20 protein-coding genes are annotated in these 25,508 nt (G+C 69.7%); 13 read left to right on the top strand and 7 right to left on the bottom strand.

What is annotated here, in order from left to right:
* Nucleotides 1–211 precede the first annotated feature (211 nt).
* Nucleotides 212–2,275 carry a GAF domain-containing sensor histidine kinase gene (locus ABZ348_RS02225; protein ID WP_358928410.1) on the top strand — a complete coding sequence of 688 codons (2,064 nt, stop codon included), beginning with the start codon at nucleotides 212–214 and terminating at the stop codon, nucleotides 2,273–2,275.
* A complete protein-coding gene (locus ABZ348_RS02220) occupies nucleotides 2,268–2,954 on the top strand; it encodes a response regulator transcription factor (RefSeq protein WP_358928408.1) in 687 nt (228 codons plus the stop codon). Before ABZ348_RS02225 ends, ABZ348_RS02220 begins: the two co-directional genes overlap by 8 nt.
* Here the strand turns inward: ABZ348_RS02220 and ABZ348_RS02215 are convergent.
* Nucleotides 2,936–3,787, bottom strand: a complete 852-nt coding sequence (locus tag ABZ348_RS02215) for a helix-turn-helix transcriptional regulator (protein ID WP_358928406.1) — start codon at nucleotides 3,785–3,787, stop codon at nucleotides 2,936–2,938. The two genes, ABZ348_RS02220 and ABZ348_RS02215, sit on opposite strands and share 19 nt — an antisense overlap.
* A 155-nt stretch (nucleotides 3,788–3,942) precedes the next feature.
* On the opposite strand from ABZ348_RS02215, the gene ABZ348_RS02210 reads away from it, so the two are divergent.
* A complete protein-coding gene (locus ABZ348_RS02210) occupies nucleotides 3,943–5,400 on the top strand; it encodes an MFS transporter (protein ID WP_358928404.1) in 1,458 nt (485 codons plus the stop codon).
* An 85-nt stretch (nucleotides 5,401–5,485) separates the two neighbouring features.
* Here the strand turns inward: ABZ348_RS02210 and ABZ348_RS02205 are convergent, their stop codons facing one another.
* The 5 genes from ABZ348_RS02205 to ABZ348_RS02185 all read right to left on the bottom strand — a co-directional run bounded on the left by ABZ348_RS02205 (nucleotide 5,486) and on the right by ABZ348_RS02185 (nucleotide 12,294).
* Nucleotides 5,486–6,595 (bottom strand): ABC transporter ATP-binding protein, encoded by a 1,110-nt coding sequence (locus ABZ348_RS02205; protein WP_358928402.1) that lies wholly within the window; start codon nucleotides 6,593–6,595, stop codon nucleotides 5,486–5,488.
* 172 nt (nucleotides 6,596–6,767) lie between these two features.
* A complete protein-coding gene (locus ABZ348_RS02200) occupies nucleotides 6,768–8,570 on the bottom strand; it encodes an ABC transporter permease subunit (protein WP_358928400.1) in 1,803 nt (600 codons plus the stop codon).
* A gap of 2 nt (nucleotides 8,571–8,572) precedes the next feature.
* Nucleotides 8,573–9,682 (bottom strand): extracellular solute-binding protein, encoded by a 1,110-nt coding sequence (locus ABZ348_RS02195; protein ID WP_358928399.1) that lies wholly within the window; start codon nucleotides 9,680–9,682, stop codon nucleotides 8,573–8,575.
* Between the two features lie 423 nt (nucleotides 9,683–10,105).
* Nucleotides 10,106–11,395, bottom strand: coding sequence for a M24 family metallopeptidase (locus ABZ348_RS02190; protein WP_358928397.1), 1,290 nt, complete (start codon nucleotides 11,393–11,395; stop codon nucleotides 10,106–10,108).
* A 326-nt stretch (nucleotides 11,396–11,721) separates the two neighbouring features.
* Nucleotides 11,722–12,294, bottom strand: coding sequence for a MarR family transcriptional regulator (locus ABZ348_RS02185; protein WP_358928395.1), 573 nt, complete (start codon nucleotides 12,292–12,294; stop codon nucleotides 11,722–11,724).
* Between the two features lie 202 nt (nucleotides 12,295–12,496).
* On the opposite strand from ABZ348_RS02185, the gene ABZ348_RS02180 reads away from it, so the two are divergent.
* The 10 genes from ABZ348_RS02180 to ABZ348_RS02135 all read left to right on the top strand — a co-directional run bounded on the left by ABZ348_RS02180 (nucleotide 12,497) and on the right by ABZ348_RS02135 (nucleotide 24,888).
* Nucleotides 12,497–13,954 carry an aldehyde dehydrogenase gene (locus tag ABZ348_RS02180; RefSeq protein WP_358928791.1) on the top strand — a complete coding sequence of 486 codons (1,458 nt, stop codon included), beginning with the start codon at nucleotides 12,497–12,499 and terminating at the stop codon, nucleotides 13,952–13,954.
* Between the two features lie 203 nt (nucleotides 13,955–14,157).
* Nucleotides 14,158–14,691, top strand: coding sequence for a cupin domain-containing protein (locus tag ABZ348_RS02175; protein ID WP_358928393.1), 534 nt, complete (start codon nucleotides 14,158–14,160; stop codon nucleotides 14,689–14,691).
* 103 nt (nucleotides 14,692–14,794) lie between these two features.
* Entirely contained in the window at nucleotides 14,795–15,817 is a 1,023-nt protein-coding gene (locus ABZ348_RS02170) for a VOC family protein (RefSeq protein ID WP_358928391.1), read from the top strand.
* Complete coding sequence (locus ABZ348_RS02165; RefSeq protein ID WP_358928389.1) at nucleotides 15,814–16,602, top strand: aspartate dehydrogenase domain-containing protein; 789 nt, start codon at nucleotides 15,814–15,816, stop codon at nucleotides 16,600–16,602. Before ABZ348_RS02170 ends, ABZ348_RS02165 begins: the two co-directional genes overlap by 4 nt.
* Nucleotides 16,599–17,501 carry an alpha/beta fold hydrolase gene (locus tag ABZ348_RS02160; RefSeq protein WP_358928387.1) on the top strand — a complete coding sequence of 301 codons (903 nt, stop codon included), beginning with the start codon at nucleotides 16,599–16,601 and terminating at the stop codon, nucleotides 17,499–17,501. The genes ABZ348_RS02165 and ABZ348_RS02160 overlap by 4 nt, the downstream gene beginning before the upstream one ends.
* Entirely contained in the window at nucleotides 17,486–18,262 is a 777-nt protein-coding gene (locus ABZ348_RS02155; protein WP_358928385.1) for an SDR family oxidoreductase, read from the top strand. Before ABZ348_RS02160 ends, ABZ348_RS02155 begins: the two co-directional genes overlap by 16 nt.
* Before the next feature lie 68 nt (nucleotides 18,263–18,330).
* Nucleotides 18,331–20,007 carry a thiamine pyrophosphate-binding protein gene (locus ABZ348_RS02150; protein ID WP_358928383.1) on the top strand — a complete coding sequence of 559 codons (1,677 nt, stop codon included), beginning with the start codon at nucleotides 18,331–18,333 and terminating at the stop codon, nucleotides 20,005–20,007.
* A gap of 38 nt (nucleotides 20,008–20,045) precedes the next feature.
* Nucleotides 20,046–21,539 carry a 4-hydroxyphenylacetate 3-hydroxylase N-terminal domain-containing protein gene (locus ABZ348_RS02145; RefSeq protein ID WP_358928381.1) on the top strand — a complete coding sequence of 498 codons (1,494 nt, stop codon included), beginning with the start codon at nucleotides 20,046–20,048 and terminating at the stop codon, nucleotides 21,537–21,539.
* Nucleotides 21,536–22,762, top strand: a complete 1,227-nt coding sequence (locus tag ABZ348_RS02140; RefSeq protein WP_358928379.1) for a flavin reductase — start codon at nucleotides 21,536–21,538, stop codon at nucleotides 22,760–22,762. The genes ABZ348_RS02145 and ABZ348_RS02140 overlap by 4 nt, the downstream gene beginning before the upstream one ends.
* Before the next feature lie 248 nt (nucleotides 22,763–23,010).
* Nucleotides 23,011–24,888 (top strand): hypothetical protein, encoded by a 1,878-nt coding sequence (locus ABZ348_RS02135; protein WP_358928377.1) that lies wholly within the window; start codon nucleotides 23,011–23,013, stop codon nucleotides 24,886–24,888.
* Nucleotides 24,889–24,957: 69 nt separating this feature from the next.
* Here ABZ348_RS02135 and ABZ348_RS02130 read toward each other — a convergent pair whose 3' ends face one another.
* Nucleotides 24,958–25,416 (bottom strand): hypothetical protein, encoded by a 459-nt coding sequence (locus ABZ348_RS02130; protein ID WP_358928375.1) that lies wholly within the window; start codon nucleotides 25,414–25,416, stop codon nucleotides 24,958–24,960.
* Nucleotides 25,417–25,508 lie beyond the last annotated feature (92 nt).

The raw sequence follows: 25,508 nt of genomic DNA, 5'->3' as shown, positions 1-25,508 counted from the left end.
ACCGCCCTCCTTCCCGGTACTGACGGGCCGTGGCTCCTGCACCGCTGTGGCCCTGCTTCCGGCGGCACGCCAAGCATGCGACGGGCGGGGGCATCGGCAGCAGCGTGCAGGCCACCAGTCCGACATGGAGGTTCTCCACCATCCCGACGGGCGGTCTGCCGCCTGGACACGCGGTCTGTTGCCCGGAAAGGCCGCTCCCGATACTGGGGAGGTGATCTTAAAAGGGCTGCTGATACGAACCGTCGCGGTGGTGGGAGGGAGTTGTCTGGCGTACGCGGCGTTCGTCGGCACCTTCGCCTTACAGAACCGGTACACCTTGCCGTGGATACTCGGCTCGGTCCTGCCCTGCTACCTGGCGGGACTGTTCGCCGTCCGGCACGCTCCGTCGAGTCCGGTGGCACGCCGACTGCTGCTCGTCGGAGTCTGGCTGTCGGTCAACATCACGGTGCAGTACACAAACCGCTGGCTGCTGATGGAAGCGGACCAGGTCCGCCCGCTGCTGGCGGTCACCCAACTGACCCAGATCACCGCACTGGTGGCGAGCATCCTGCTGGTGCGGCTGTTGGCGTTGCTCCCCGACGGGACGTACCGCTTCTCCTACGAACGCGTGGTGCTGCGCCTCCTCTGGGTGCTGTTGGCCCTGCCGGTGGTGCTGCCCGCACTGGGCGTCTCGCCGCGGACGACCCATCTCGCCGTCTTCTACTACCCGGAGGCATGGCTCCCCGGATGCGGGGCCGTCCTGTTGGTGATCCGCTGCGTCCTGAGCCGGCGGGCCGCGGGGGCCTCCTCGGAGCGGACCGGCGCGAGCAGCGGGAAGTTGCAGGCGGTGGTCTGTGCCGGGGCCGTGATCCTCCTCGCCCGGGCCTCCTCCCGACTGTTCCGGGCCTGGCAGGGGGACGAGGGCTACCTCTACTTCATCGGTACGGTGCTGGGCGCCCTCCCGTACATCCTCACCTCGCTCGTGGTGGTGTACGCGGCTTTCCGCTACCGCATCCTGGGCGTTGACGTCCCGGTCCGTCGCTCCGTCGTCTACGGCATCCTCTGGTTCATCATCAGCCTCTGGTACCTGGGCATGGCGATCACCCTCGGACTCACCGCGGGCCAGTACTTCCCCATCGGGTTCGCCCTGCTCGTCGCGGTCCTCTCCACGGCGCTGTTCCAACCCTTGCGTACGCGACTCAACCGGCTCGCCCGGCGTTGGGTCTTCGGCCGACGGCCGTCGGGCTTCGAGCTGCTGATCCAGTTCGGCACCACCCTGGGGAACGCCCACGACCTCGCGCGCCTGGCACCCCAGTTGGCGAACGAGTTGCGCAGCGGTCTGGGGCTCGGATGGGTCGAGGTCCGACTGAGGACCCCCGGTGCGCCCGACGCGGTACTCGGCCGGGCCGGCACCCGCCAGGGAGGCAAGGCCGGTTCCCACCCTCTGCGGTACGGCGAAGAGGTCCTCGGCGTCATCGAGTTCGGCCTCAAGGACGGCGGTCGCATGACCGACGAGGACTACCATGTGCTGCGCTCCCTCGCCCAGCAGGCCGGCCTCGCCGTCCACAACGTCCACCTCCACGGCGAACTCACCCTGCGGGTGCGCGAGGTGCAGCGCCAAGCGGTCGAGCTCGACGCCTCCCGCGCCCGGATCGTGCAGGCGCAGGACACCGAGCGCCGCCGCATCGCCCGGCGTCTGCACGACGGCCTGCAACAACAGTTGGTCACCCTCCTGGTCAAGGCGCGGCTGGCCCGGGTGAGGCTGCAGCACGGCGGAGACGTCGACGCCGCGCTCGTCGAAGTCCAGGACGACCTCTACCGCGCCGTCGAGGAACTCCGCGATCTGGCGCAGGGCATCCACCCGCCCGTCCTCACCGACCAGGGGCTGGTCGCAGCAGTGACTTCGTGCGCCCGCAGACTGCCGGTGCCGGTGTCCCTCCAGGTCCAACCGGGCCTCGAAGCAACCCGGTTCACCACGGAGACCGAGGAGTCGGCCTTCTACCTCGTCTCCGAGGCCCTCACCAATGTGCTCAAGCACGCGGGAGCCCGCACCGTGACGCTCAGCCTCGCACTGGAATGCGACTATCTCCTCATCGAAGTCAGCGACGACGGCCACGGAATGGCGGACGTGCCGCGCAACGGCTCGGGGCTGGCCGCCATGCGCGACCGCATCGAGGCGGTCGGAGGCCGCTTCGACATCCACAGTGCCCCGGGCCGGGGCACCGTCATCAACGCCCGGCTCACGGCGCTGCCGCGCGAGACCCCCCAGACGGTGAAGGAGCGGATCAGTGGCTGAGGAGCGCCTGAGCGTGGTCATCGCGGAGGACTACTACCTACTCCGCGAGGGTCTGCGCCAACTACTGGAGGAGTGCCGCCTCGTGGAGGTGGTCGCCGCCGTGGGCACCGCAGATGAACTTCTGACCGCCGTGGACCGGCTCAGGCCCGACGGAGTGATCACCGACATCCGTATGCCACCCGCCCACCGCACGGAAGGGATCACGGCTGCCCACGCCATCCGCACCTCCCACCCGGGGACCGGTGTGGTCATCCTGTCGCAGCACGCCAATGAGAGTTATGTGTTCGACCTCTTTCGACACGGCACGGACGGACTGGCCTACCTCCTCAAGGAGCGGGTGGGTGAGCTGGATCAGCTCCTGCACGCCGTGCGCGAGGTCGTCGCCGGGCGGTCCGTCATCGATCCGCGCATCGTCGAGGTGCTGTTGCGCACCCACTCGCGCGACGCCGACGCCCCGCTGACAGTTCTCACCCAGCGCGAGCGTGAGGTCCTGCGGCACATGGCGGAGGGCAAGACGAACCGTGCCATCGCCGGGGCGCTCCACCTGGCCGATTCGACCGTCGAGAAGCACGTCAACGCCGTTTTCAGCAAGCTGGGGTTGAGCGAGGAGACCAATCTCCACCGCCGCGTCAGCGCGGTGCTCGCCTACCTCCACCACACCTACGCGCCCGAGTCCTGACGGTCAGGAGCGGCGTCACTCACGGCTTGCCCCTCGTGATGCGGCCGGTCGCGTCCCGCTGTCTCCAGGACGGCGTCACCGTTGAGGTAGCGCCTCGGAGAGGTGCCCACCGTTCGGCGGAACGCCGCGAGGAACGCGCTCGGTGTCGCGTACCCCACGGTTCGTGCGACGAGGGACACGGGGCGGCCTTCGGCGAGGAGGGGCAGGGCGGCGCGCAGCCGCAGTTGGGTCCGCCAGCGATCGAAGCTCATCCCCGTGTCGTGGACGAACAGCCGTGTGAGCGTGCGTCGACTCACTCCCACGGCTCGTGCGTGGGCTTCGAGGCTCCGTGGATCCGCGGGATCGGCGAGCAGTGCATCGGCCACGGCACACACGCGTTCGTCGACGGGATGCGGAACATGGATCGGTGTGGTCGGCAGGGGGCGCAGCAGATCCAGCACGACCCCCTCGGCCCGCAGCCGTGCATCGCGCGTGAGGTCCTGTCGGCTGAGGTGGTCGATCAGATGGGCCAGCAGCCCGTCCACACCGACCGGCGTGGGCTCCGCCCAGTTCAGTGCGCACCGATCGGGCTCCAGGTAGAGGCCGCGCAGCACTGCGTTGCGGGTCGCGCCCGTACGGTGGACGACTCCCGCAGGCAGCCACAACGCCCGGGACGGCGGCAGGACCCAGTAGGTGTCGTCGACGGCGACGCCGAGGACACCGCTCCGCGTCCAGGCCAACTGGTGCTGCGGGTGGCTGTGCGGCGCCACCCACTGCCCCGAGGCCAGGGGGAAGTCCCCCACGACGATTGCTCCGACCCCGGGGGGAGCGGGACATGCGACATTCTCGTCCATGCGTTTCAGCGTATGGCCTCAACGCGATACGGCATGGCCTCGTAGCGGATTGTGGCCAATGCGACCGGTGCATAGCGTCCTTGTATGCCTGCTCATCCGCGCCACGGGCGCACATCCGGGACGGACGTACCGACCATGCCCCGAGGGCGCCGGTCATGACACCAGCACCCACCCTCGTCACCAGCGTCGGTCGCCGTAGGTCAGCGCTGATCGTGTTGTGTTTCGTACAGTTCATGCTCGTCCTGGACGACACCGTGGTGAACGTCGCCCTCCCCAGCATCCGGGACGAGCTCGGTTTCACCTCTGCGGCGGGTCTGGCCTGGACGGTGAACGCCTACTTCCTGGCCTTCGGCGGGCTGTTGTTGTTGGCCGGACGTGCGGCCGACCTACTGGGCCGCCGCCGTGTCTTCCTCAGCGGAGTGGCACTGTTCGGTGTGGCGAGCCTCGCCTGTGCAGCGGCCCAGGAACCGTGGCAACTCGTGGTGGGGCGGTTCGCCCAGGGTGCGGGAGCGGCCCTGGCCAGCCCGGCTGCGATGTCCCTGATCACCCTGATGTTCCCCGCTCCCGAGGAACGCGCCAAGGCATTCGGTGTCTGGGGCGGCGTCGCGGGCCTGGGCGGCACGATGGGTCTGGTGATCTCCGGTGCCCTGACCGGCCTCGCCTCCTGGCGCTGGATCTTCCTGATCAACCTGCCCGTGGCCGCTCTGGCCCTCGTTCTGCTCCCGCGACTGGTCAACGAGAGCCGGAGCAACCGAAAGGCGCGACTGGACGTACCGGGGGCGGTGCTGGGGACGGGCGCCGTCGTGTCCCTGGTCTACGGGCTGCTCCAGGCGGGGGAGTCGCCCTGGGGTGACGCGGCGGTCCTCGTGCCCCTGCTCCTGGCCGTCGTCCTGGCCTGCGCGTTCCTCGCGGTCGAGGCACGTGCGGCCGAGCCGCTGGTGCCGCTGCCGTTCCTGGCCTTCCGGACCCGCGCCGTCGCGAACGCCACGAGCCTGCTCTTCTCCGCCGCCTTCTACGCCATGGCCTTCCTGCTGATGCTCCACCTGCAGACCGCGCTCGGCTACGGCCCGCTGGAGGCGGGCCTGGCGTACCTGCCGTACGGCGCCGGAATCCTCACCGGCATGTGGCTGTCCTCCCGCGCGGTGATCAGGCTCGGATCGCGCCGGACCCTCGTCGCCTCGTTCCTGCTCTGCTCAGCCGGCTTGCTCCTGCTGGCCGGCTTGAAGCCGGGCGACGGCTATCTGTCCGGGGTGCTGCCCGGGTTGCTCGTCGCGAGCCTCGGCGCGGGCTTGGGCCTTCCTGCCCTGACGGTCGCCGCCGTCACGGGCACCACCGAGGAGAACGCCGGTGTGGGTTCGGCGATCCTCACGTCCGTCCAACAAGTGGGCGGTGCGGTGGGCCTGGCGGTACTGGTCACCTTGGCTGCACGCCGCAGCGACGCCCTGGCGGAGTCGACCAGTCCGCTGACTGCGGCCACGGAGGGCTTCTCGCTCGCGCTCACCGTCGCCGCTGCCCTCCTCGCGGTCGGCGCCGCCCTCATCGCCATGCTGCTCGGCAACCTCCGCAGCGGATCAGCGGTCGACGCCGACGGAGTTCCGGCGGAGTCCCGGTAGGCCCGGTCGGGCGAGCGGATGCCCACCGACATCGCGCCGTACCGGCTGACCGCCACCGCGGCTTCCTCGGCGCGGCTGCCGGGCCCTACTCCCCGGCCGTGGCCGCCATGGTGATCAGCTTCTCGGCCGGCAGGTGCAGACGTACCGTGCCGGAGGCGAATGCGTCCGGACCCGTGGGCGAGCGGACCGTGAGGAGTCCCAGCGGGGTTGCCACCCGGTGGAGGAAGTGCCCGCCCAGGTAGTGGTGGTCGACGGGAGTGCCGGTCACCAGGTTGGTTTCGGTTGCGGGATCGCCGTGCGCGAGGTCGAACACGATGTCGTCCGGGCGGATGCCGACGGTGAGCCCGGTGCCCACGGCATGGTCGCCGGGACCGGTGCGCAGCCGCTGCCCGCCCGCCGTGACCTCCAGACCGTGAGGGTCCGACGAGGTGACCGAGGCCGATTGAATGAGGTTCATGTGGTCGAGGAAATTGGCCACGAACTCCGTCGCCGGCGAGGTGTACAGCTCGTCCGGCGGGCCCTCCTGGACGATCCCGCCGCCCTGCATGATGCCGACCCGGTCCGCGAGCATCATGGCCTCCTCCTGGTCGTGGGTGACCAGCAGACAGGTGATGCCCGTACGCCGGGACAGTTCCTTGAGCTCGATCCGGAGGTCCATCCGGAGCCTGGCGTCCAGGTTGGAGAGCGGTTCGTCCATCAGCAGCACCTTGGGGCGCAGCGCGAGTGCCCGGGCCAGTGCTACTCGCTGCTGCTGGCCGCCCGAGAGCTGTGTCACCTTCCGGTCCGCCTGCTCGGTCAGCCGAAACATCTCCAGCGCCTCCTCCACCCGGTCCGCCGCCTCCTTCCGGTCCGGGCGCCGCACACCACGGCGGAGGGGAAAGGCGATGTTCTGGCGGATCGTCATGTGCGGCCACAGGGCGTACGACTGGAAGACCATCGCCTGCGGTCTCTCCTCGGGGCCCACCCAGACCGGGGGAGTGCGGCCTGAGACCTGCCGGCCGTCGATCGACACGGTGCCGTCGTCGGGGCGCTCCAGTCCGGCCACGATGCGCAGGGTGGTCGTCTTTCCACAGCCGGACGCGCCGAGCAGCACGTAGAACTCGCCCTCCGATATCGAGAGGGAGACATCGCGCAGGGCCGGCACCCGGTCGCGGTCCTGGGCGAAGGACTTCGAGACGCCTTCGAGGTCGATCATGGTCTGACTCCTAGGGTCTTTCTTTTGGATCAGGCTGGATCAGGGAGCGGGGTCTGGTGCCGTGGATCGCAAGGCGGAGGAATGAATCACTGCGGAGCATTGGTGATTGACGACAACGCGGCGAGGCGCGGTGCCAGGGCACGCGAGCCCAGCAAGATCCGAAAGAAGGGCCCTAGAGGGACTGACGGCGGGCGACACGGCAGAAGGCGATGAGCAGGACCGTGATCAGCCCGAGCTGGATCACGCCGAGGGCGGCGGACAGCCCTGTCTCGCCCGCCGAGCTGTAGCCGAAGATCCGCGTGGACATGACGTCCGTACCGTCGCTGGAGAGGATCAGGGTGATGGTGAGTTCGCGGATGGTCAGCAGGGCGATCCAGAACCAGGCGTAGGCCAGACTGCCGCGCACCACGGGCAGGACGACCGAGACGAACGCCCGACCCCGACGGATTCCCGAGACCGCCGCGGCCTCCTCCAGTTCGCCGTGTACCTGGAGCATCGTTCCGTGGAGGGTGCGGTACGCCGTCGCCACGAACCGACAGGCCACCACGAGGGCGAGGAAGGCCGCGGTTCCGTAGAGCGGTAGCCATCGATACGTGGAGAGTCCCACGTACACGAAGGAGACCGCCATGACGATCGACGGGATCGCCAGGGTCATCATGATGAGCGCGTCGAGTCCGCGTCGGCCCCGTACCGTGGTGCGGGTGACCAGCCATCCGGCGCAGGCGGCGAACGCCACGGCGACCGTCGGCACCACGGCCACCAGGAGGAGCGTCGTCGGGAGTACTTCGCCGAGGTCGTAGGCGGCGTCGGTGTAGGCGGCGAAGGACAACTCGCCGAACGCCTCCGCCGACGGGGGCCGCAGATAGGGCACCAGAGAGGCCCAGACGAGGGTCAACACCGGCAGCACCACACCGACGAGTGCGTACAGGCCGATGAAGCCGTACCCGGCGATGCGGCCCTTGCGGGAGAGTCTGATCGGTTCGCGGGCCGCGCGCTTGCCCGTGACTGTGGCCATCTGGCCGGCCCGCCGCATCGCCCGGTAGTAGGCGAGCATGATCAGGCCGATCCCGAACGCCATGCCCAGTCCGACGGCCGCTGCATTGCCGTACTCGGGGGATCCGGTGGTGCCCTGGGTGTACTGGTAGATCAGGGTGGACAGCACCGTGATCCGCGCGGGCATCCCGAGCATCCCCGCGTAGTCGAACACCTCGACGGCGACGATGAAGAAGAAGATGGACACCCCTGCGATCGCCGGTGCCGCGATCGGCAACAACAGTTGGATGGCCGCCCGCCAGCGGGGGATGCCGTGGACGGCAGCGGCCTCCTCGACGTTGACGTCGATGACCCTCAGAGTGGGGACGAGCATGAAGAAGGCCGGGCCGGCGAAGTCCAACCCCTGGAGCAGGATGATCCACTTCAGGCTGTAGACATCCGTCAGCGGGCCACTCCCGCCCAAATCTCCCCACCAGGTGTTGATGATCCCGTTGCTCGGGTTGAACATGAAGATGTAGCCCAGGGCGACCAGGAAGCCGGGGATCGCCATCTTCGCCGCGGCCAGGAAGAGGATCACGCTCTTGCCGCGCAGATCCGTCCTGGCGTAGAGCCAGGCCAGCGGCACGGCGACGACCAGCATCACCACCACACTGCCCACGCCGAGAACGAGGGTGCGCAGCAGTGTTCCCGCCAGCCCGCTGGAGCCGAGCACCGTACGGAAGTTGTCCAACGACAGTTCGCCGCCGCCGAAGCCCTCTCCCGGCCCGAAGGCCGCCCAGACCAGTCCGGCCATCGGAATGACGAGCACCGCGCACAACAGCGCGATCATCACCCGCACCACGACCAGCGGGGCATCGACCCGCCGTCGTCCGGTGCGGCCCGGCGGGGGAGCCCCCTCACCGGGGGCTCCCTTCTCCTCGGTGCGGCGGCCCACGGGGGCCGGGCGCGAGGTGATCAGTTCAGATGCCTTGTCCGACCCCATCACTACTTCCTCAGCAATTGCGCGACCTGCTGGTTGACCTTCTCGTACTCGTTCATCCACCAGTCCGTCTCCGCGGTCATCACACCGCCCGCCTTCTCGGCCAGCAGATGCAGATCGGTGCCGGGGGTGGTGTACCGGGGCCAGTCGAGAACCTCGTACGCCTGCTTGCGGCCCTGCTCGGTCGCATTGAGCCAGTACAGGAAGAGCTGCGAGGCGGAGGGGTTCTTCGCACCCTTGATGACGAGGCCGGCACGCGGCACCACGGGCACCTTGACGGGGGCGTAGTCGACCGGTGCCTTCGACACGCGCTGGCGCTCGCCGATCCGGACGCCGTAGCCGATCGGGAACTCCCCGCTGCTCACCTGGGTTCGGATGGCGGTCGGCACCGATGCCAGGGAGACCCTGCCGTTCTCCAGCAGTCGGCGCACGAAGTCCAGCGTCTTGTCGACGCCGAGGCCGGCGGCCAGTGGACTGAAGACATCGGGCAGCCCGGCAGTGACGATCTTCCCCCGCCAGGTGTCGGTGAGCAGGTCCTCCAAGGACTTCGGGGCGTCATCCGCCTTGACGTCCTTGGTGTTGTAGAGGACCGTCCGGGCGATCTCGGCGATGTAGATGCCCTGCTGGTCCGCCCACACGTCGGCTGCGGCCACCCCCTCCATGGAGCCCCAGTCGACCGACTGGACGAGACCGGCGCCGCTGAGCTGCTTGACCACCAAGGGCGTGGTCGCGAACACATCGATCGACGGTGCGACCTGCGCCTTCGCCTCCTGCACCAGCTTGTTGGCGAACGCCGGGTCCGGCTCGCCGCTGACGAACTTGATCTCGATGTCGGCGCCGGTGTCGGCGCGGAAGGCCCGGGCGAGCTTCCGGGCGTGCGCGGGGGTGCGGGAGTCGGTGCTGACGAAGAGCCGTACCGAACCCTCCTTGGTTGCCTTGTCGGCGAGCTGTCTGAGGGAGGACGGGAGGTTGCCACCGGAACCCGACTTACCGGAGCCGGAGCCGGAACCTCGACCGGACCCGTCGCCACAGGCGGCCAGCAGGCCGCCCGCGCCCACGGCCGCCATGCCGTGCAGAAGGGAGCGTCGGTTGAGCGACGGAGGCCGCTTTGTCATGATCAATACCACCTTGCCGGGAGGGTGGCCGGGCAGTCCGGCCGGAAGGGACGAATGACCGGGGTGCGGGGATACCCGGTGGTGCGAGGTCCGGCTGAGGGGGCCGGAGGGGCCGGTCGCCCAGGTGCCGACTGCGGGGCCGGAGCGCGGGGCAGGGCCCGGTGTCGGCCGGGGTGACTCGGCCGGAAGCGACGCGTACGGGCCGACGTGCGGGGGTGCCGGCCGGAAGGCCGGATCGAGGGCGTCCGTGGCGCTGTGTGCGGGTGGCTGTGGTGACCGTATGACCGGTCGAAGTGGATCGTATCCGACCGAAACGGGCTGAACCGGCCGGATACGACGAGGTCGGGTTGGCGCCTGGCACGAGGCCGGTGCCCACCTCGGCGAACCGTCATGGGCGCGATGCCCGGGAGGTTCGGCCGATGCCTATGCCTCCACCGAGTTGAGCCGGGTGGAGACCGTGTTGAACTCGCGGCAACCGGACTCCGTCGCGGCCACCACTCCGCCCACGATCGCGCCCCGCCTGCCGAGCCTGGCGTCCGGCTGGAGGGAGAAGGTCATGCCGGCCTCGATCTCGAAGTCGAAGAAGGGGCCCGCGTGTCCGTCCGCGTACGGATAGGCGTCGGCGAAGGAGTCGACGTGGTCCCGGATGCCCAGGGCCGATCCGCCTCCCGACAACAAGGGGTTCAGTGAGGCGAACTGCGGGGTCAGATGCCACATCCCGGCCTCGGTGAGCGGTACCTCCATGGCCGCGCACACCTCGGCGAAGGAGGCCCCGGGTCGTACCGCGGCAACACCGGCCTCGTAGGACGCACGGGCCACCTCGGCGCAGCGCAGTGTCTCAGCGGGTGGGGTGCCGAGGGTGAAGCTCATGTTGACGTGGGTGTTCAGCTCGGCGTAGTTGGGAAAGATCTCGGCCCACACCATGTCGGAGCGTTCCAGCTTCCGGGCCTGCTCGGGGCGGGTCAGCCAGGTGGGCTCTCCCCAGGCGTAGTTGTCGAGGCCCGTCTGGAAGAGCATCCAGGTGACGCGCATCCCCTTGCGCATCATCGTCGCCACGCCCTCGGCGTACAGCGCTGTCTCGTCCTGGCCCGGTGCTGCCAGCGCCATCATGGCTTCGATGGCCGCGTCCCCGGCCGCGGCTGCGGTGGCGATGTGCTCCAGGTCCTCGTCGCTGCGCCGGGCCATCACCAGTCCGTAGTCGCGGGTGACGTCGAGCAGCGTGGCGTCGGGCAGTCGTTCGCTGATCGCGTCCCAGACGGACCGCGGCACCCAACCGCCCGGGTAGAACGGTGATCCGTAGCCGGCTCCGATCACACCGAGCCGGCCGCGACCGAGGTGCTTCTCCCGCACGATCTCCGGCAGGAGCTCCGGTGCGGAGCCCACGCGGATGTCCTCGATCCACGACTGGAGACCGCGCTCCCGGGTGAGCTGGTTCTGTGCCGCGACCTGTGCGGCGAAGGAGACCATCGTGGGTTCGCCGTGCCGGGGGACGACGAAGTGTTGGTAGCGGCGGTCACGGAAGAGGTACTGGCCGGCGTCGTAGCGGTCGCTTCGATCGGCGCCGAAGACGATGAGGCCGTCGAGTTCGTGGGCGTCCATGAACGCATGGGTACGGCGCATCCGGAATGCGCGTTCGTCGTGCGGTTCCCCCTCCGGGGTCCCGGTCGCGAGTGCGGTGTGCGGGGTGGACCCGGCGATGGTCGGAGTCGGCACGGATGGCTCCCTTCGTGGCCCCTTCGACGATCACCCGCTCACTGGGCGGGGACGGCGGGGGCGTGGACTCAAGCCTCGTAGTCGGATGTGCGTCAGATGGGCCGGCGCCGGCATGTGCGGCGGTGACGGGCCTGTGACCTGGAGGATTGATCGACGTTGCCGAGACCATAGACCCCGTCCTCCGGACTACACAAGGCTTAGGTCAAAGAAGCTTTTAGTTAAGTTGTTGAGATGTGTGTCTTTGAAAATGTTCCGGCCTCCGTGGTGCGGCTGGTGCCGCGTGCCACGGAGGCCGGAGAACACTCGGGTGGGGCGCTGGCGGTCGGTCAGTCCAGATCGCGCAGTCGGGTTTCGAGCTTCTTCAGCAACCCGGCGAGTTGCTGCTGCTCCTCGGGGTCCAGCGACTCCAGCATCTCGCGCTCGCGCTCCAGGTGCTCATCGATGATGCGGTCGATCAGTGCGAAGCCGGCCGGAGTCAACTCCGCGTACACGCTCCGGCGGTCCTCGGCCGAGCGGATCCTGCGGATCAGCCCGTCCCGCTCCATCCGGTCGAGTCTCATCGTCATCCCGCCCGAGGTCAGTAGGGACGAGGTCGCCAACTCGCGTGCGGTCTTGCGATAAGGGGGTCCCATCCGGCGCAGGCTCGCCAGCACGTCGAAGATCGACTGGTTGATGGAGTGGCGGTCGTACATGCGGTTCGACAGATTGCGGACCAGTAGTCCGCAGCGGGTGATCCGGCCCACGACATCGATGCTGCTCGCGTCGAGGCCCGGTCGCTCGGTCCGCCACTCGGTGATGATCCGGTCCACCTCGTCGGGGTGGTCCTCCCGGGCCCGGTCCTTCGGCGCCGAAGGTGCGGAATCGGACGCGGTGGAACGCCTGTCGGGTCGATGGCTCACGTGCGCGCCTGCCTACGGGTCGTCATGGAAAAGACTGAGAGCGAAGAATAACAGCACTATGTATTGACGCTCTAAGAGACTTAGATCTAAGTTTTCTTCCGCTGAGCGAACCGGCACGCCGATTCAGTGCTGAGAGCACCGACGGAGCCCGGCGACGCCTTCAACGAACCAGTGGAGAGAGGGCTTCATGGCCAACGGGGGCATGGACATCATCGTGGCGGGCCGGCACCGACCCGGTCGGGGACCGGCCATGGCGTCGGTCGACCCGGCGACCGGCAGAGCCTTCGCCGAGGTCACGACCGCCACCGCCGAGGACGTCGACGACGCGGTACGGGCAGGTGCCGCCGCCATGCACGATCCGGCCTGGCGGAACCTCCTTCCCCATGAGCGCGCCCGACTGCTCCACCGAGCCGGTGCACTCATGGAGGAGGAGTCGGAGGAACTCGCCCGGCTCCAGACCCGGGACATCGGCAAACCGCTCGCAGAGACACGGGCACTGGTGGCGAGTGCCGCCGGAACCTTCCGGTACACCGCCGCGGCCCTCGAAACCCTGGACGAGACGCTCACCACCGCACGTGGCGCCTATCTGAGCATGAGCGTGCACGAACCGATCGGCCCGGTCGCCGCCATCACCCCCTGGAACTCGCCGATCGCCAGCGAGGCCCAGAAGGTCGCGCCGGCCCTCGCGGCCGGCAACGCGGTGCTGATCAAACCGGCCGAGTGGTCGCCGCTCGCCGCCCTGCGACTCGGCGATCTGCTCCTGCGTGCCGGTGTGCCCCCGGGTCTGGTCAGCGTGCTGCCCGGGGCCGGCGGGGTGGTGGGTGAGGCACTGGTGCGGCACCCGGGAGTCCGCAAGGTCGCCTTCACCGGCGGTACGGCGACCGGCCGTCGCATCGCCTCGATCGCCGCGGAGAAACTGATGCCCGTCTCCCTGGAACTCGGCGGCAAGTCACCGGTGATCGTGCTGCCCGACGCCGATCTGGACCAGGCGGTCCGGGGCGTGGTCTTCGGAATCTTCTCCTCGCAGGGGCAGGCGTGCGTCGCGGGCTCCCGGCTCTTCGTCCACCGCTCCGTACAGGAGGAGTTGACCGGCCGGATCGTGGCGGCTGCCGAACGTCTGGTGATCGGCGACCCGATGGCGAAGGGCACCCACATGGGCCCGTTGATCTCCGCGGAGCACCGCACCAGGGTCGAGTCGTACGTCCAACTCGCACGCGACGAGGGCGGACACATCCGCACCGGGGGCCAACGCCCCACCGGACCCGCTCTGGACGGCGGCTACTACGTGCGCCCGACCGTGATCACCGGTCTTGACCCCGCCTCGCGCGTCTGTCAGGAGGAGATCTTCGGCCCGGTGCTCGCGGTCCTCCCATACGACGACGAAAAGGAGCTCACCGAACTGGCCGACTCCACCCCGTACGGACTGGCGTGCGGCATCTGGACCCGTGACTACCGCAGGGCCTGGCACCTCGCGCGCCGGATCGAGGCGGGCACGGTGTGGGTCAACACCTACAAACAACTCTCCGCCTCCACTCCGTTCGGCGGGGTCAAGGAGAGCGGCATCGGCCGCGAGAAGGGCCGGGAGGGCATCCGGGCCTACATGGCGCAGAAGGGCCTGTACTGGGGGCTGGACGAGTCACCGTCCACCTGGGGCTCCTGAACTCCACGGCACCGCGAGTCGGGCTCGGGGCGATCCGGACGACCCTCGCCTCTCGTGCCACCCGACCGCGACGCTCCTTGACCTTTCCGCCTCTTCCACCTCTTCCATCTCTTCCGCCGGCCGGCCGGCCGCACCGACCCGGCTCGCACCGGCCCGGCCCATCCCGAGCGGGCACCAGCCCGTCACCACCGAAAGGACCCACCGTGAACAAGCACACCGACACCGCCGACAATTCCACCGAAACCACCCTCCGGGGGCTTCTGGACTCCTGCGTGGCCAGCCGTGATTCACGGCACGAGGACTGGGACACCCTCGGCTTCCAGGCCAAGGCGGGCGACGAGTTCCGCCGGGCCCAGATCCGGTATATCGGCTCCGGTGCCACCGGCAACCACGAGGGGGACGACCGCATCCTGGGCGCCGGACACTTCACCTTCTCGAACATGCGGCTGCCGGCCGGCGCCATCGGCCCCGAGCACACCCACCACGACGCCGAAGAGGTCTTCTTCGTCCTCGAAGGCGAACTGGAGGTCACCGTCCACGACACCGAGGACGGCACTCGGACGGCGAGTCGCGTCCTCGGCTACCGCGACCTGGTGAGGGTCCCCGCCGGAGTGCCCCGCAGCCTGCGCAACATCGGCACCACCGACGCCCTGTTCTGCGTGGTCATCGGTGCGGCCAAGCCCCAACTCCCCAGCTACCCGCCCACCTCGGCGATGCACGGGATCACCCGGGACTGACGGAAGGCCCCGACACCGACCGACTGACCGACTGACCGACTGACCGACCGCACCCGGCCCGGCCCGGCCCCTGAGTCTCGTCCGGCCCTTGAGGAGTCGCCCGATGAACGATCCCGTCACCACCCTCGGACACACCGATGACGGCGCCGGCCCCGTCGTCCGGGGGGCACACCGAACCGACCGCGCCGCAGGGCGGTCCGCCGGCCCGCTCGAACCCGTCGCACGACTGCGGTCGCTTCGCGCGGTCTCCCTCCACACCCCGCACGCCACCGACTCCGCGGAGTTCTACGGTGAGGTGTGGGGGCTGACCCCGGTCGAGCGCGGCAACGGGGCGACGTGGCTGCGCGGCACCGGCCGGGAACACCACATCCTCGAACTCCACCAGGCGGAGCGAAACGCCCTGGGAAAGATCGTCTTCTCGGTCGGGGACCGCCGGGAAGTCGACACCGCGGCCCGGCGGCTCACCGCGCACGGAACCGCCCTGCTGGCCGGACCGGGCGCACTGGACCAGCCAGGCGGCGGCTACGGACTGCGGTTCGCCGACCCGGAGGGCCGCCTCGTCGAACTCTCCTGCGAGGTCGAGGCGGTCACCCCCGGCGACCCGGAAGGGCGGGCCGCCATCCCCCGCAAACTCGCCCATGTGGTGCTCAACACCATCGACATCGACGCCGCCTGCGCCTTCTACACCCGCGTCCTCGGCATGCGGATATCCGACTGGTCGGAACACCAGATGGCGTTCCTGCGGTGCAACACCGACCACCACGCCATCGCCTTCAACCAAGCCGAGTGGACCTCGCTCAACCACGTGGCCTACGAGATGACGTCGATCGACCACTTCATGCGCGGCATCGGACGCCTCAAGCACCATGACCGACTGCCGCTGTGGGGGCCGGGCCGACACGGACCGGGGAACAACACCTTCTCCTACTTCGCCGACCCGGCCGGGCTGGTCTGCGAATACACCTCCGAGGTCGACCAGGTCGAGGAGGACACCTGGCTCTGCCGCACCTGGCGGCGCACCCCCGCCCTGTCCGACCTGTGGGGGACCGCGGGACCGCCCTCCACCGACGTCCGCACCCGCATGGCCGGCATCCCCGACCCCGGACAGAACGGCGTGCCGGCATGAACGAGTTGACGGTGGCCCTCATCGGCCACGGAGCCATCGGGTCCGTCATTGCCGAAGCGCTCCACGCAGGACGGGTACCGGGCGCCCGGCTCGTGGCGATCGTCGACCCGGCCACACCCCCCGCCCCGCCGCTGCCGCACACCTCCCTCGACACCGCACTCGCCCGCGCCGAACTGGTCGTCGAATGCGCAGGACAGAGCGCGCTCCGCGAAGCCGGACCCGCCGTCATCGCCGCCGGTCGGCAGCTGCTCGCCCTCTCCACCGGGGCGCTCGCCGACGATGCACTGCACCGACGCCTTCTGGCCGGACCCGGCCGGCTCAGCCTCTGCGCCGGCGCCGTCGGCGGCCTCGACCTACTCGCCGCCGCCACCCTCCGCGCCCCCTTCGACACCGTCACCATCCGAACTTCCAAGGCCCCCGGATCACTCCTGCGCCCCTGGATGACCGAGGCCGAGACGACCCGGCTGCGCACCACAACCGTGCCGTACGAAGTGCTGCGCGCCCCCGCCCGCAAGGTCACCCGCGCATTCCCCACGACCAGCAACGTGGCGGCGTCCGTGGCCCTGGCCGTCGGTGACTGGGACCTGGTGGAAGCCGTGGTCGTCGCCGACCCCGAAGCCACCTTGAGCCGTCATGAGATCGAAGCCACCGGGCCCGCCGGCAACTACCGCTTCGAGATCGCCAACCTGCCCTCGCCGGCGAACCCCCGAACCAGCGGCATCGTGCCGTACGCCGTGCTCCGGGCGATCCGCGCGTTCGCCCGAGCATCCGGAGACGTCGTATGAACACCCCGGCCGTCATCGGCGAACACATCACCGCCTCCGGGGTCCGCATCCACGTCGACACCGCGGGCCGACACGGCTCACCGGTGCTGCTGCTCCACGGCATCGGCTCGTCCGCCGCATCCTTCACCGCACAACTCACCGAACTCGCCCGCCGGCACCGGGTCATGGCCTGGGACGCCCCCGGCTACGCCCGATCCGACGACCCCGAGCCCCCCTACCGCCTGGACGACTTCGCCGATGCCGCCGCGGCCCTGCTGACCGCCCTCGCACCGGGCCCCGCACATGTCGTGGGGGTCTCCTGGGGCGGGGTCATCGCCACCCGGCTCGCCCTGCGCCGCCCCGAACTGGTGCGCTCGCTCGTCCTCGCGGACTCGACCCGCGGCTCCGGTCGCACCCCCGATGCCGCTGCGGCCATGCGGGAACGCGCCAGCGAACTGAACCGGGACGGGGTACGCGAGTTCGCCCGCGTCAGAGCACCCCGTCTGCTCTCCGACCGGGCGTCCGCCTCCGCCGTCGCCGCCGTACGCGAGGTCATGGCGGCCTCGGTGCGGCTGCCGGGATACGCCGAGGCCGCCGCATCCATGGCCGACACCGACCACACCGCGGCCCTGCCCGGACTGGAGCTCCCCACGCTCGTGCTCGTCGGCGAACACGACCGGGTCACCGGCGTACAGGAGTCACGCACCATCCACCGACTCATCCCCGACAGTCGACTCGCCGTCATCCCCGGCGCCGGCCACCTCGCCAACCAGGAGCGGCCCGACCTCTTCACGGCGCTCGTCGCCGACTTCCTCGCCGAACAGGACGGTGGGGCACCGGGTCCCGCGACCACCACGGACGCACACCACGACGACCGCCCCGACCCGCCAAGGAAGAAGGACCCATGGACCTCGGACTGAAGGGACGGGCCTATGCGGTCACCGGCGCCAGTTCGGGCGTCGGCCTCGCCACCGCCCGACTGCTCCTCGCCGAGGGCTGTTCCGTCGCCGCCTGCGCCCGCGACGGTGACCGGCTCGCCCAGGTCCTCGGCCCCGACGGCCCCCGGCTCATCACCCTGGCCGCCGACGTACTCGACCCGGAAGCGGTCGCCCGTCTCACGGCCGCGGCCGACCGCCGCTTCGGACGGCTGGACGGCCTCGTCAACAACGCCGGCGGCTCACTGATGGCCCCCTGGACAAGCACGTCCCGCACGCAGTGGCGCAACGAGTTCGAACTGAAGGTGTTCTCCGTCCTCAACACCGTCGAAGCGGCCCTACCCCTGCTGAGGGCATCCGACGCCGGGGCCGTCGTCAATGTCAACGCGATCCTCGCCCGACAGCCCGAACCCCGACTCGCAGCCACCTCCGCGGCACGCGCCGCCCTCCTCAACCTCACCCGCACCCTGGCCGCCGACCTCGGGCCCCAGGGCGTCCGAGTCAACTCGGTCTCTCTGGGTCTCATCGACACCGGACAGTGGCGGCGACGCCACGAGGCTGCCGGTAGTCCCCTCGACTACGAACGGTGGAGCGCCGAACTCGCAGCAGACCGGGGCATTCCCCTCGGTCGCCTCGGCACCGCCGAAGAAGTCGCCTTCCCCATCGCTTCCCTGCTCTCCCCGCGCTCCGCGTACATCACCGGCGCCACGGTCGACGTCGGAGGCGGGGTGGGCCGTTATGTCTGACCCGCGCCCCACCGGGCGGGGGCGTCGAACACCCCATCCCGACCACCAGATCGAGAACGGAGCCCCGCATGTCACACCGCAGTGAAGGGGCAGGACTGAAACCCGACGACCGTGACCGGTACGGCGACGGCGGTGATCTGCTGGTCACCGTGTTGCGCGAACAACGCGCCGAAGTGGTCTTCGGCGTGGTGAGCGTGCACAACATGCCGCTCGTCGAAGCCGTCGACCGCGAACTGCGCTTCGTCCCCGTGCGCCACGAAGCCGCAGCCGTGAACGCCGCCGACGCCCACGCCCGCGTCACGGGCGGCCTCGGCGTCGCGCTGACGAGCACCGGCACCGGCAGTGGCAACGCGGCCGGATCCCTCATCGAAGCCCAGTCCGGCGGAGCGTCCGTCCTCCACATCACCGGCCAGATCGACAGCCGGTACCTCGGCCTCGGCCGGGGCGTGATCCACGAGACCCGCGACCAGACCGGACTGCTCCGCGCGGTCTCCGACCACACCGCGACCGTACGGCCCGGAGCGGACGCCGGGGCCCTGCTCCGCCACGCCGCCGGCCGCGCCCGGACACCACCCCGCGGCCCGGTCAGCGTCGAATGGCCGATCGACCTCCAGTACGCGACGCAACCCCTGACGGGTCCGGTCGCTCCCGTCGCCACACCCCCCGGGGCCGACGGCGGGCAACTCGCCCACGCAGCGGAACTGCTGGCAACGGCCCGCCGCCCCCTGATCTGGGCGGGCGGTGGTGCCCGGGAGGCCGGAGAAGCGCTCCGCACCCTGGCCGAACAGCTCGGCGCCCCCGTGCTGTCGAGCAACGCGGGCCGGGGCGCCCTGCCCGAGGACCACCCCCTGGCGGTCGGCAACTTCGCCGCCTCACCAGCCGGCCGGGACCTGCTCACCGACTGCGATCTGCTGCTCAGTGTCGGTACCCACTTCCGCTCCAACGAGACCGCCGACTACTCGCTCCCCGTCCCCGCACGGCATGTGCAGATCGACATCGACCCACGGGCGATCGGCCGGGTGTTCCCCGCCGCCGCCGGGGTGGTCGGCGCCGCGGCACCGGTCCTCACCGCACTCCTCGCACTGCTGGGGGAGCACACCTGTGAGGACGGATGGCGCGAACGCGGCGCTGCCGCCGCGACGCGCGCCCGGGCCGCCCTGCGCACCGCGATCGGCCCCTACGCACTGATCTGCGACACCCTCCGGGACCGGTTCCCCCGCGCATCGGTGATCGCCCGCGATGTCACCATCGCATCCAGCCAGTGGGGCAATCGACTGCTGGACATCCACCACCCCACCACCAATCTCTTCCCCCTCGGCGGCGGAATCGGCCAGGGCCTCGCCATGGGCATCGGCGGGGCCATCGCCCGACCCGATGCGCCCACCCTCGTCATCGCCGGAGACGGCGGGCTCGCCGTACACCTCGGCGAACTCGGCACCCTCGCCCAGGAACGCCCCTGGCTCGTGCTGTGCGTCTTCAACGACGGTGGGTACGGCGTGCTGCGCAACATGCAGGACGTCCACCGCGGCCGGCGCAGCGGAGTGGACCTGGCCACCCCCGACTTCGCCGCACTGGCCACCGCCTACGGGCTCCCCTTCCAGCGGGTCACCAACGCCGCCGACTTCCCCGGCGCGCTCGACAAGAGCCTCGCCACCCGCGGCCCCGCCGTCATCGAGATCGACGTCAACGCGATCGGCCCGACTCCCGTCCCCTTCACCCCGCCCGTCTCGATCCCGGGCTCCTGACCCCGCTGCGATCGGCCCCGACACCATGGACGGATCCCATGACTGACACACTCCTCGACGGACAGACCTACCTCGAAAGCCTGCGGGACGGTCGCACCGTCTACATCGACGGCGAGAAGGTCAAGGACGTCACCGAACACGCGGCGTTCCGCACCAGCGCCCGCTCCATCTCCCGGCTCTACGACGCGCTGCACGACCCCGAGCTGCGCGACACCCTCACCTTCGAGGACGACCAGGGCATCAGGACCCACCGGTTCTTCGCCCCGTCCCGAACCCCGGACGAACTGCTCAAGGCACGGGACGCCATCGCCGCCTGGTCGCGCCTCGGCTACGGCTTCATGGGACGCACCCCCGACTACAAGGCCGCGTTCATGGCGAGCCTGTCGAGCGACCCCGACCTCTACGCCCCGTACGGTGACAACGCCCGTTCCTGGTACCGCCGTTACGCCTCGCAGGCCCTCTTCCTCAACCACGTCCTCGTCAACCCGCCCGTCGACCGCAGCCGGCCGGTCCACGAGGTCGGCGATGTGTACGTCCAGGTCGTCCGCGACAACGACCGGGGCATCGTGGTCAGCGGAGCGAAGATGCTGGCGACCGGCTCGGCGCTGACCCACGCCACCTTCGTCGCCCAGAACAGCGCGGTCAGCCTGGAGGCCGGCAAGGCCGAGAACTTCGCGCTCGCCTTCATCGCCCCGATGGACACCCCCGGCTGCGTCCTGATCAGCCGCAGTTCGTACGAGGCCCGTGCCGCGAGTCCGTTCGACCATCCGCTGTCGTCCCGGTTCGACGAGAACGACGCGGTGCTCATCTTCAAGGAAGCACTGATCCCCTGGGAGAATGTGCTGATCTACCGGGACGTGGAGAGGGCCAACTCCTTCTTCCCGCGCTCCGGATTCGTCCACCGCTCCCACCTCCAGGCCGGGACCCGGTTCGCCGTCAAACTCGACCTGATGGCCGGGCTGCTCGCCCGCGCGGTCGCATCGAACGGCACCGACGGCTTCCGCGGGGTACAGGCCGCTCTCGGTGAGGTCATCACCCTGCGCAACACGGCCTGGGCGCTCACCACGGTCATGGCGATGGACCCGGTCGAAGGGCCCGGCGGGACCGTCATGCCCAACATCGAGCACGCGGGTGCGCTGCGGATGTTCACCTCGCAGGCGTGGGAGCGGATCCGGGAACTGTTCGAAACGCATCTCGGCGGTGCGCCCCTGGTCGTCCCCTCCAGTCACCGTGATCTGGCCCATCCCGAACTCCGCCCGCTCATCGACCGCTTCTACCGGGGCTCCGACTCCTCTGCCGAGAGCCGCATCAAGCTCTTCAAACTGGTCTGGGACACGATCGGAACCGAGTTCGGGGGGCGTCACGGACTGTACGAGCGGGTCTACTCGGGCAATGCGGACCAAGTCAGGATCGACGCCCTCAACGCCGCCCGGCGCGGTGGTCTCGCCGCCCGTCTCGACTCCCTCGTCGAGGAGTGCCTGGGCGACTACGACGTCGACGGTTGGACCCGTGGACCGTGGGTGCGGTCGTGAAGCGGCCCGGAAACGCATCCGCGCACACGGCCCAGGCCCAGAGACCGGACCATCCCGTACCGGATCGGACGGTGGCTCCCGACCAGCCCGAACCGCTCGCCCAGCCCCTGGACCAGACCCTCTTCCGGCATGTCATCGGCCACTTCATGAGCGGTGTCGCGGTCATCACCACCCATGAGGGCGGCACCGATCACGGGATGACCGCCAGCGCGGTGTCCTCCCTCTCGCTCGACCCGCCGATGCTGTTGATCTGCGCCCACACCAAGGCACCCACCCATGCCGCGGTCAAACGCGCGGGGGTGTTCGCGGTCAACGTCCTCGGTGAGGACCAGGAACACCTCGCCGCCCAGTTCGCCGGCCCGCGCGCCGACAAGTTCGCCGGGGTCGACTGCGACCGGGGTGTCGGGGGCGTACCGGTGCTCTCGGCCGCCCTCGCCGCCCTGGAGTGCGAGGTGATCGAAGACGTCGTCGGCGGCACCCACCGGGTGTTCCTCGCCCGGGTCGTCGGCGCCCGCGCCAGGGATGGCGCACCCCTCGGCTACTTCCGCGGCAAGTTCGGCCGCTTCGAACTGGCGCAGGACACGACCGCGTACGAACAGTTGCGGGAACTCGTCGTCAATCGCACCCTTCCGCTCGAAGGCACCCTCGACGTCGACGACCTCGCGGCCCGTCTGAGGACGCCGCCGTCCGCGGTCTACTACGCCATGACCCGTCTCGTCGGTGAGGGACTCGTGGGCCGCGACCCCGGACGCGGCTATGTCCTCGTGCCCTTGGACACCCGGGCCTCGGACGAGGCGTTCGACGGACGGCTCGCGATCGAACTCGGGGTGGCCGCCGCTCTCCCCGGCCCCCTGAGCCCGGCCGTGGCCGATCGTTGGCGCGAGATCGCCGCGACCGCCGAACGGCATGTGACGGACGGCCGGATCACCGATCTCGACGGCTACCTCACTGCGATCGAGGAGTTCCACGACTTCCTGATCGGACTCTCCGGCAATCCCACCCTGCACCAGATCTACCGCAGGCTCAGCACCCCCGGCTTCATGGCCGTCGCCCTGAGCGGTAGTGGCATTCCCAGCGCCCACGCCATCGACGAACACCACGAGATCATCAACGCCTTCGCCGCCGGTGACTCGATCGAGATCGCCCGACTGCTGACACTGCACAACCAACACACCAAGCAGGCGCAGCATCAGGGCATCCACAATGCCGGCGGCCGGGTCTGACACCACGTCCGGACCGACCCGGTGCCCACGGCCGTCCGGGAGGCCACGGGCACCGGTCCGGTCCGGGTCGAGCAGCTGATCGGACGTCCGGTGTGCCTTTCGGGCTTCGCTGTCGACGGTCGGATGCGTCGGGTCCACGGCACTTCAGGAGAACCGCATCGAGGGGCGTTGACGCACCTCGGGCGTGCGCCCTGATGCTCTGTCACGTCCCCGCAGGGAGTGGACGACGATACAGAGGTGCACCTGACATGAGACTGTCCAGAACTGGCCGACCTTCCCGCAGCCGCCGCATCGTGCTGCTGGCCACGAGCGCGACCGCGCTCGCGGCGTTGGTCACGCCGTACACCACCGCCACGGCCGCGCCCACCGCGCCGCAGGAGCGCGACCGCTCGTCGGCGCCGGTCCATCGCGGGCCGGTGCTCGATGTGCAACAGACGGCCCGTGCCCAGGTGGACGAGTGCTTTAAGTCCATCGGCGGCCCTCGGCCGCAACCGCAGGGCGGCGCCTGCCCGTCTGGGTTCCAGCCGAAGATCAACGGCGCCTATGTGTGGAGCGCGGCACGGTCCGGTGACTATGCGTACTTCGGCACGCTGTCCAACATCACGTGCAACGCCTCCTCCACCTACTCCAGCAACACCACTCCGTACGTGGTGAAGAACGCGGACGTGTGCGAGTTCGGCAAGGGCGCCAACGCCGGGGCGCTGGGCGAGATCTACGGTGACGCCCGTACCCCCCAGGTGCTGCGCGTCAACGCCGACACCCAGAAGGTCGAGGACCTGACGCCGACCTCGGACCCGCTGCTCAAGCGCACGGTGGGCCTGCGGGGCGCTGCGGCCCACGACGACGTGGTCTTCCTCTTCGGTCAGACGGTGAACGAGGGTCAGACCGTGGGCCAGGGGCTGTCGATGTTCGCCTTCGAGGGCAGCACCGGCAAGTTCCTCGGCTCCAAGGCGTACACCGACCTGGTCAGCGCGCGCGGAGGCGTGGTGGCCGCGGACGGCAACCTGTATCTGGCGGGCCGCGCGCCCGGGGTCAACGGCGGTCGGGTGTTGCGCTGGACTGGTGACAAGGAGAACCCGTTCGCCTTCGACGTCGTCGCCCAGTTGGAGAACGACCCCGGCTACCTCACCACCTTCAAGGACCGTCTCGTCGCCTCCGGCTGGGGCACTCAGGTGCCCGGTGAGAGGGGCGCCGTCAGTGGCGGTGCGTCGAAGGTGTGGATGAGCCCGCCGATCCCGTCGACGGGGCTCACCTTCGACGGCGCTGCGGCTTGGGAGCCGATCTTCTCCTGGGACGAGTACGACCCCGACCCGATGCTCAGCAAGGGCATCGCCTGGGGTGCCCTGACCGAGTGGCGGGGCGAGTTGTACGTGGGCAGTTACAACCAGGCCGCGGTCGGCGCGGTGCAGACCATGTGGAAGGCGTACGGGCAGCCCAAGGGAGACGTGCTGCGCAAGCGAGACATGGTCTCGGCCGCCCGTCCGACCACGGTCTTCCGGATCAGTGATCCGGGTTCGCAGAAGCAGCGCACCACCCTGCTGTACGGGGAGGAGAAGCTGCCGGTCTACAACCCGAACACCAAGCGGTGGACCTCCAAGCCCAACCTGCTGGGGCAGAAGCCGAAGTTCGGCCCGTCGGGCTTCAACGGCAACGTCGGCAATGCGTACGCGTGGACCTTTACGGTCTTCCAGGACCGCTTGTACATGGCCACGTTCGACAGCAGTGGGCTGATCACCCCCGGATCGCACTTCACCGCGGTCAACAACGGCTTGTCGCAGGCGGCGAAGAAGAACCTTGAGTTGGTGGTCGGGCCGTCGCTGAAGGCCACCCTCGGCGGTGGGGACGTCTGGCGGATGGACGACCCGGCCAAGCCGGCCGTCGCCGAGACGCTGAACGGCTTCGGCAACCGTTCACAGCAGGGCGTGCGCGTCTTCCTCCCCTTCGAGGACAAGGGGTTCCTGTACGCGGGCATGGCTTCTTCCTGGAACCTCCGGGCGACCGCCAAGGACCGTGGTGGCTGGGAGCTCAACCGGCTGACTCCGGGCGCGAAGCGGGCACCGCTGGACACCCGGCTGCCCAAGGACGCGCGGGAAGCCGCGGCCGGCGCCGGGATCACCGGCTTCTGACCCTCGCGCCGACACGGCACCCGGCCCCGTCCGCCACAGTCCGCGGACGGGGCCGCGGCCGGGTGCACCTCACCGGCCGGGAGCAGGATGCTGCCCTGCCGTGTACGAGTCACGGCCCCTGTTGACCAGTCGGGTCACCTGTTGCCGGGATCGGCCCGCGACGCGCGCCAGTTCGGTGAGGGTGAGCCCTCCGTCGTCGACGGCGGCGCGGTAGCCCTCCGCCCGAGCCAGGGTCACGGCGCCGTTCAGGGCCCGGAACGCGGCGGAGAAGTCCGCCCACGCCGCTTGTCTGGCAAAGCCGCCGAGCACCACCGGCGGTGGACCGGGGCGGCGGGTGGCGCGCAGCTCCATGAGGGAGTCCTCCACGCTCGCCAGTGCGCTCTGGAAGTCACGGCAGCGGGCCAGAACGGTGTCGATCAATCGGTAGAACTCGGCGAGTTCACCGTAGGACACATCCGCCTCGCCGGGTGTGGTGTCCCCGGTCCCCGTAGTGTCCGCAGTCCCTCCGGTCGGTGCCTGCGCCGACATCGCGGTCCCCTCACTTGGTGTGCCAGTCCATGGTATGTGAGCACTTGATACCCATCATGGAGAGAGTTATGAAGCTCTACTAGCATGGATCA

It is taken from the genome of Streptomyces sp. NPDC005963, from assembly GCF_040638655.1.
Lineage (GTDB): Bacteria > Actinomycetota > Actinomycetes > Streptomycetales > Streptomycetaceae > Streptomyces.
Note: the sequence above shows the minus strand (reverse complement) of the source record. Positions and strands in the feature narration are given on the sequence as shown.

Coding starts and splice junctions, on each gene's coding strand:
- ABZ348_RS02215 (WP_358928406.1), bottom strand. CDS start 3,787: ATGGACGAGAATGTCGCATGTCCCGCTCCCCCCGGGGTCGGAGCAATC.
- ABZ348_RS02210 (WP_358928404.1), top strand. CDS start 3,943: ATGACACCAGCACCCACCCTCGTCACCAGCGTCGGTCGCCGTAGGTCA.
- ABZ348_RS02205 (WP_358928402.1), bottom strand. CDS start 6,595: ATGATCGACCTCGAAGGCGTCTCGAAGTCCTTCGCCCAGGACCGCGAC.
- ABZ348_RS02200 (WP_358928400.1), bottom strand. CDS start 8,570: ATGGGGTCGGACAAGGCATCTGAACTGATCACCTCGCGCCCGGCCCCC.
- ABZ348_RS02195 (WP_358928399.1), bottom strand. CDS start 9,682: ATGACAAAGCGGCCTCCGTCGCTCAACCGACGCTCCCTTCTGCACGGC.
- ABZ348_RS02180 (WP_358928791.1), top strand. CDS start 12,497: ATGGACATCATCGTGGCGGGCCGGCACCGACCCGGTCGGGGACCGGCC.
- ABZ348_RS02170 (WP_358928391.1), top strand. CDS start 14,795: ATGAACGATCCCGTCACCACCCTCGGACACACCGATGACGGCGCCGGC.
- ABZ348_RS02165 (WP_358928389.1), top strand. CDS start 15,814: ATGAACGAGTTGACGGTGGCCCTCATCGGCCACGGAGCCATCGGGTCC.
- ABZ348_RS02160 (WP_358928387.1), top strand. CDS start 16,599: ATGAACACCCCGGCCGTCATCGGCGAACACATCACCGCCTCCGGGGTC.
- ABZ348_RS02155 (WP_358928385.1), top strand. CDS start 17,486: ATGGACCTCGGACTGAAGGGACGGGCCTATGCGGTCACCGGCGCCAGT.
- ABZ348_RS02150 (WP_358928383.1), top strand. CDS start 18,331: ATGTCACACCGCAGTGAAGGGGCAGGACTGAAACCCGACGACCGTGAC.
- ABZ348_RS02145 (WP_358928381.1), top strand. CDS start 20,046: ATGACTGACACACTCCTCGACGGACAGACCTACCTCGAAAGCCTGCGG.
- ABZ348_RS02135 (WP_358928377.1), top strand. CDS start 23,011: ATGAGACTGTCCAGAACTGGCCGACCTTCCCGCAGCCGCCGCATCGTG.
- ABZ348_RS02130 (WP_358928375.1), bottom strand. CDS start 25,416: ATGTCGGCGCAGGCACCGACCGGAGGGACTGCGGACACTACGGGGACC.